Genomic DNA, 7,153 nt, shown 5'->3' with positions numbered 1-7,153 from the left:
CCCGGGCAATCTGCCGGTCTATCGCGGGATCACCGGCGAACTCTACGGCGGCGGTCCCGAATTGCGGCTGCAGCAGGAACTGGTGCTGGGGATCGGCGGCTGGCGCCTGTTGAGAAGGCTCGGACACCATCCGGAGGTCTGTCATCTCAACGAAGGGCACGCGGCGTTCGCGGTGTTGGAACGCGTGCGCACCTTCATGGAAGAGAACGGGTTGCCCTTTGACGCTGCGCTCGCGGCGACGCGCGCCGGCAACCTGTTCACCACGCACACGCCCGTCGCGGCCGGCTTCGATCGATTCTCGCCCGAGCTGATGCAACTTTACCTGGCGCGCTTCGCAAGCGAACGCCTGCATCTCGATATGAAGGAGTTGATGGCGCTCGGCCGCGCTAATCCCGATGACAACGCGGAACCGTTCAACATGGCGTACCTGGCGGTCCGCGGCGCGGGCGCGGTCAACGGGGTAAGCCGGCTCCACGGCGAAGTCAGCCGCTCGATATTTCGCCCGCTCTTCCCGCGATGGCCGGTGGACGAGATTCCGGTAGGCGCCGTCACCAACGGCGTGCACATGCCGAGCTGGGAATCCGTGTTCGCCGATCGGTTCTGGAGCGCGACGTGCGGCGCGGAGCGATGGCGCGGCACGACCGCGGGCATCGGCGAAAAGATCAGGGCGGTCAGCGACGAAGCGCTGTGGGAGCTGCGCAGCCAAAACTGCCAGGAGCTGGTGCGCTTCGTGCGCCTGCGATCGCAGGTCCAGATGGCGGCTTACGGCGCGTCGCGCGAAGAGATTCATCGCGCAAAAACCATGTTCGACCCCAACGCGCTCACGATCGGCTTTGCGCGCCGCTTCGCCACCTACAAGCGGCCGAACCTGCTGCTCCACGATCCGGATCGCTTTGCCAGGATTCTCACCAACCCCGACCGCCCGGTCCAGTTCGTGGTCGCCGGCAAGGCGCATCCGGCCGACCAGCCCGGCAAAGAGATGATCCGCCAGATGATTCAATTCATCCGCCGCCACGATATCCGCCAGCACGCCGTGTTCCTCATCGACTACGACTTGCTGCTGGCCGAACGCATCGTCGGCGGCGTTGACGTCTGGATCAACACGCCGCGCCGCCCGTGGGAGGCCTGCGGCACCAGCGGAATGAAGGTGCTGATCAACGGCGGGCTGAACCTCTCCTCGCTCGACGGCTGGTGGGCCGAGGCCTACGACCCGCAGGTCGGATGGGCGATCGGCGACGGCAAGGAGCACGGCGACGACCCTGCGTGGGACGCGATCGAAGCGGAGCAGTTGTACGACATCCTCGAGCGCGAGGTGATCACCAAGTTCTATCGCCGCGACAGCGCCGGATTGCCGCGCGAGTGGATCGCGATGATGCGCGAATCGATGGCGCGCCTTACGCCCGAGTTCTCGGCCAATCGCGCGGTGCGCGAGTACACGGACAAATTTTATCTTCCCGCGGCCGAGGCCTACCGCAGACGCGCGGCGTCCAGGGGCGCGCCGGCCGAGGAGCTTGCACGATGGACCCGCTCGCTCGCGCCACTGTGGAGCAAACTCAAGTTCGGCCAGGTCTTCGTGGAAACCGCCGGCGACCTTCATCGGTTTCGCGCGCAGGTCTATATGAACGGCATCGAGCCCGAGGCCGTGCGGGTCGAGTTGTACGCGAATTCCAACGGCGGCGGCGTACCGTTTCGCCAGGCGATGACGCGGGCCGAGGCCCTGGTCGGCGCGGTCGGCGGGTTCGTTTTTACCGCGGACGCGCCCTCGAACCGACCGGCCGCCGACTATACGCCGCGGATCGTCCCGTCGTATCGCGACCTCGCGGTCCCGCTCGAAACGCCGGAAATTCTCTGGCAGCGATAGACGGGGAAGATATTGGCCCGCGCGATCTCGATCGCGCACGCGCTCGCCTGCGTAATCTCAGCTTTCCTCGAGATCGCGCCGCGGGTCCACGAAGAAGGTAAGGAGGCGGTTCTCGCAAAGATCCAGAACCGCCTTGACCCCTCACCCGCCCCCAGGACAACCGGGGCAACGAATCAGGTCTTCTCGGCGAATGGAACGTTATTCCGGCGCGGGGGCGGCGGCGATCCCCTTGATCCGGTTGTAGAGCATCGCGGCGGCGCCCACGGCGAGCAGCACGGCGATCGCGCCGTCGAAGCGATGGAAGTACGGGCCGAGATTCTTCCACTGCTCGCCTAGCTTCATCCCGGCCCACGCCAGTCCGAGGCACCAGAGGTACGAACCCACGAGCGTGTAGATCGTAAACGGCGCAAGCCGCATCCGCGCAACTCCGGCGGGGAGCGCGATAAACGTGCGAACCACCGGCAACAGCCGGCTGGTGAAGACCGCGTGCGGTCCCCAGCGATCGAAAAAGCGGTCGGCAAGTTCGACTTCGTGCGGCGCGATCAAAACATAGCGCCCGTATTTCAGCAGCAGGCGGCGGCCGCCGTTGGCCCCGATGAAGTACGCGACGTACGACCCGAGCAGGCATCCCACAGCCCCGGCGATCGCGACCGCGTTTAGCCCGAAGCGCCCGGTCGAGACCAGGTACCCCGAAAACGGCATCGTAACTTCCGAGGGCAGCGGCACGCACGCGCTCTCGACCGCCATCAGCAGCACGATTCCGCCGTAGCCCATCGCTGAGATGGTCGCGACGATAAACATCGAGAGCGCGGTCATCAGCCGATCGATCATCGTGCCCTGCTCCTGGCGTCGGAGAGACAAACCGCACACGGAGAAATCGCGGCGCAATTCATGATCGAACAGGGTGCCATGCGCCGGCGGGCAGCGCCAGCGCGGTCGCCCCGCGGGGCGGGCCTGCGGGCGCGCAGGCGGGCGGAGCGCCGGGTTTCCGTTTAACTGTATATATGTTGATTGCCAAGCTTGTCTTGGCCCGCGGATCGGGCAAGACTGCCGATCGTAAGCAAGCCACACGCGAAGCGAGAAAAAGACCCATGGCAAAAGACACGCTCTCCATAATCGACAACCGCACCGGCAAGCAGTACGAAATTCCGATCGAGGAAGGCGGCGTGATTCGCGCCGCCCGTCTGCGCGACATCAAGAACAGCCCCGACGATTTTGGCCTGATGTCCTACGACCCGGCCTTCACCAACACCGCTTCGTGCAGGAGCAAGGTGACCTTTATCGACGGCGAAAAAGGCATCCTGCGCTATCGCGGCTACCCGATCGAGGAACTGGCCGAGCACAGCAACTACCTCGAGGTCGCCTACCTGGTGGTCAAGGGCGAGCTGCCGAACGAGCAGCACTACCGCGCCTGGGAAGAGAACATCAAGACCCACACGATGGTGCATGAGAACCTGAAGAACTTCATGCAGGGCTTCCGCTACGACGCTCATCCGATGGGGATGCTGGTGGGAACGATCGGCGCGATGTCGACGTTCTATCCCGACGCCAAGGAAATCATGAACCTGGAGTCGCGCCGCCTGCAGACGCGCCGGCTTATCGGCAAGCTGCCGACGCTCGCGGCGTGGGCCTATCGCCACACGCGCGGCCTGCCCTACGTCTATCCCGACAACGATCTCAGCTACGCGGGCAACTTTCTCTCGATGCTGTTCAAGATGACCGAGCTGCGCTACAAGCCGAATCCGACGCTCGAACGCGCGCTCGACATCCTGTTCATCCTCCACGCCGACCACGAGCAGAACTGCTCGGCCAACGCGATGCGCTCGGTCGGGAGTTCGCAGGTCGATCCCTACTCCGCCGTCGCCGCGGCCACCGCGGCGCTCTACGGGCCGCTGCACGGCGGCGCCAACGAGGCGGTGATCCGGATGCTCACCGAGATCGGCTCGGTCGCGCGCATCCCGGAGTTCATCAAGAGCGTCAAGGGCGGCGAGCGCAAGATGATGGGCTTCGGCCATCGCGTGTACAAGAGCTACGACCCGCGGGCCAGGATCGTGAAGCGTCTCGCCTACGAGGTCTTCGAAGTCACCGGGCGCAATCCGCTTATCGATATCGCGCTCGAGCTCGAGAAGATCGGGCTCGAGGACGAATACTTCGTTTCGCATCGCCTCTATCCCAACGTCGATTTCTACACCGGCATCATTTACCAGGCGATGGGATTCCCGATGACCATGTTCCCGGTGCTGTTCGCGATTCCGCGGACCTCGGGATGGATGGCGCAGTGGGCCGAGATGGTGCGCGATTCGGAGCAGAAGATCGCGCGCCCGCGCCAGGTCTATGTCGGCGAGAAGATCCGCCAGTGGCTGCCGATCGAGAAGCGGCCCAAGCCGACCATGCGCGAGGACGCGGTGAGCGATCAGATCTGATGCGGTGAGCGATCAGAGCAATCGATCTCAGGAACGAAAAACTCGCCACACCTTCTCCGCTCAGCGTCAAGACGCCGATGATGCCGCCGAAGAGCACCATCCAGAGCAGCGCACGCCAGCGGCCTCGGCAAACAAGCGCTTATTCTCGCCGTGGCCGGCGCCTACCTGGCAGAGCACACGCTCTGGCTCTCCTGGGATGAGCCCTGGTCGTGGGGCCCGCGCCTGCTGTTGCCGGCGGTGCCGGGATTGATGGCGCTGACCGTGCTGCTCGAGCGGCGGAGGCGGTGGCTACTGGTCGCACTGACGGTCGGCGGGTCTGTCGTCAACGCGCCGACGCTGATTGAATTTCGGCTACGCACCGATGTTTCGCGTCTGGGGCGCCGTGTGGCGCGAGAGCGCGGACGCATATCGCAACGCAGATCAGGTCGCCACGTTCGTGCATCAGGCGGGCACTGCGCCGCTCGCGACCAGCGTCGAAAGCTCGCGCACGCTGAAAATCGTCAACCTTTGGTGGTGGATGCTTCCGGCGCTCGGAATTCCGCGCGCCGCGGGCGCGGCCGTGTCCGCAGCGCTGCTGGCTTGCGGGCTGTGGCTTATCGCGCGCGCGCTGGCCCGCGCGCCCGACGACGACGAGGTCCCGCCACCGGCCGGCTAACCCTTGTTCTGCGTGGACGGCCGCGAAGCAGGCGCGTCTGACGGATGCTCGACCACCACTTCGGCTCCCGCGGGTATCATCGCGGAGTCGCCGCGGGCCTCGGGCGCGGCGTCGTGTCCGTTTTGCGGCTCTGCAGCCTCGGCAGCGGCCGGCTCAGACGATGCCATCGGCATCAGGTTTGGCGTCCCGGGCATGGCCAGCGCGAGCGCGGGATCCTGCGCGATGGCGTCGAGCGCGCGGCGCGAGATCTCGTCGGCGACCTGCACCGAGTGCCGCGTGTCGGCAGGATAGCGAATGGTAAGCTCGATCCCGTTGGTGCCGAGGCGCAGGCGGCTTTGCGGACGCGGCGACTCGAACTTCATGCTGACTTCGCGCTCGAGGTTGCTGTACTGGCGCTGCACGGCGTCGCGGTATCGCGCGTAGACGTCCTCGACCACTTCGAGCAGCCGCTTCTCCGCCAGCCGGTAGTCGCAATCCGGCGCCAGCGTGAGGCGGAACTCATTCCACACGAAGTTGGTGCCGGGGGCCTGCTTGAAGAAGTTGCCGTTGGCCTGAAAGACTATCGAATTGGGAAAGATCACCACGCGGCCTGTCGGCTGGCGCGAGTTGCCGTCGCCCACCAGTTCCATCAGCGCCAGCTTGAACAACCCGATGTCGATCACGTCGCCGCTGATGCCGGCGATCTGAATGCGGTCGCCGACGCGGATGCCGTAGCGGCCGGTGACGAAGAAGTAGCCCGCGAAGGACAGGATCACGTTCTGCAGCGCGAGCGCGATACCGGCCGCCGCAAACCCCATCACGGTCGCGAGCGTCCCGAGCTGGCTGGCGAAGTCGAACAGCAACACCAAAACCACTATCAACGCCACCGTAAACCTGCGCAGCTGGAGCAACTGGCGGCGCCGGCGGAGGTCCTGCACATAGCGCAGCGTCAGCCTGCGCCAGACGAAGGCCGCAATGAAAACCGCGAGGAGGACCACGCCGAGCGCGGAGAGCCGCAAGATCAGCCGGCGCAACTGGTCGTCGGATCGCTGCCTCACGGTGCCGATCCATTGCTGGAGATTCGCCGAATACAGCTGCAGCACCACACGCTGCTTGGCCAGCGGCAAGAGCGCATCGGTGATCATTTTGTGGCGCTTGATCAGATCGTCGAACTGCCGCTTGCGCGCGCGACTGGCGGCGAGGTCGTCGCTATCCGGCGTGGCCGCAAGCGCGTCGGCGCGGGCGTTGAGCTCGCGCAAACGCGCAACCAAGGACGTGCGTGCGGCTTCGGCCTGCGATCCGAGGAGCCGGGTCTCGCTGACCCTCGCACTGAGCTCGCTCTGCGCTTTGCCCAGCCGTATGAGCGCCTCGACCGCCCCCAGCAGCCCGCTATCGGGCGCCGGCGGAGTCAGGTCCGCGCCATGCGCCGCGACCGCTGCCCCAGGTTGCGGAGCCGCGGGCACTGCCCCTGCGGCCTTGGACGGCGCACTCAACTGCGGGATGCCGCGCTCGAGCGCGTCGATCTGCGCCGAGAGGCCTGCGCTCTGACCCGGAACCAGGACATTGGTGGTCTCGAACTGAACGATCGCGTTGTACGAATCGAGCCGCGACTGCGCGAGTTCCGTCTGGCTCTGCACGATCGCGAGCTGGCGCGCGAGTGTTGTGCGCTGCACTCCCTTGGCGCTTGCCATCTGCGCATTGAGCTGAACCGTCTCCTGCTTGAGCTTATCCAGCGCCTTCTGCTGGTCCTGGATCCGAGCAGTCAGGCCAGCGAGCCCCGGCAACGCAGTTGACGTTTCGCCCTTCCCTGCCCCAGCAGCGCCAGGCGCGGCTGGCCCCGCGCTGGCGTCGGCAACGGCCTTTTCGGCCTTCAGCAACGCGGCCTCGGCGCGCGCGTATTCGAAGGCGACCTTAACCGCCTCGAGCGCCATCCGGCGGTCGTCGTCGACGAAGAGCATCTCGGCCGGCTCGGTCGCCAACCGTTCCTCGGCTTCGAGTGCGCGGTACCAAGCGATCGTGTCGCCGAGGAAGTTGACTACTGCAACGCGTTCGTCGGCCCGCGGCGGCGAGGCGACCGTCTGAGATGTTGCAAGCGCGCTCGGCTGCTTCGCGCCGCCAGGCGCGGCGCTTGCCGCCGTAGCGGCCGCCGCCGGTCCTGCCGAGGCGGCGGCCGCACCGGCGGCGGCGCGGATGGGCGGCGGCGGAGAATCCGCCGCCGCCCATCCGCGGTGCGTC

5 protein-coding genes are annotated in these 7,153 nt (G+C 66.1%); 3 read left to right on the top strand and 2 right to left on the bottom strand.

Translation table 11 applies throughout. The annotated features are described in order from the left end of the window. A partial coding sequence (gene glgP, locus VMI09_10695) for an alpha-glucan family phosphorylase (GenBank protein HTQ25155.1) occupies positions 1 to 1,861 on the top strand: 1,861 nt, incomplete at its 5' end. A gap of 198 nt (positions 1,862 to 2,059) precedes the next feature. Here glgP and VMI09_10690 read toward each other — a convergent pair. Further along, on the bottom strand, positions 2,060 to 2,692 hold the full coding sequence (locus tag VMI09_10690) for a DedA family protein (GenBank protein ID HTQ25154.1): 633 nt from the start codon (positions 2,690 to 2,692) through the stop codon (positions 2,060 to 2,062). Positions 2,693 to 2,952: 260 nt separating this feature from the next. On the opposite strand from VMI09_10690, the gene VMI09_10685 reads away from it, so the two are divergent. Next, positions 2,953 to 4,284: a citrate synthase gene (locus VMI09_10685; GenBank protein HTQ25153.1), complete on the top strand. Its 1,332-nt coding sequence runs from the start codon at positions 2,953 to 2,955 to the stop codon at positions 4,282 to 4,284. A 340-nt stretch (positions 4,285 to 4,624) separates the two neighbouring features. Continuing rightward, the gene (locus VMI09_10680) at positions 4,625 to 4,939 is read left to right on the top strand and encodes a hypothetical protein (protein ID HTQ25152.1); all 315 of its coding nucleotides are present in this window, start codon (positions 4,625 to 4,627) and stop codon (positions 4,937 to 4,939) included. Here the strand turns inward: VMI09_10680 and VMI09_10675 are convergent. Further along, the coding region (locus tag VMI09_10675) for a mechanosensitive ion channel domain-containing protein (protein ID HTQ25151.1) at positions 4,936 to 7,153 on the bottom strand (2,218 nt) is incomplete at its 5' end. The two genes, VMI09_10680 and VMI09_10675, sit on opposite strands and share 4 nt — an antisense overlap.

Source organism: Candidatus Binataceae bacterium, assembly GCA_035500095.1.
Taxonomy (GTDB): domain Bacteria; phylum Desulfobacterota; class Binatia; order Binatales; family Binataceae; genus JAKAVN01.
Note: the sequence above shows the minus strand (reverse complement) of the source record. Positions and strands in the feature narration are given on the sequence as shown.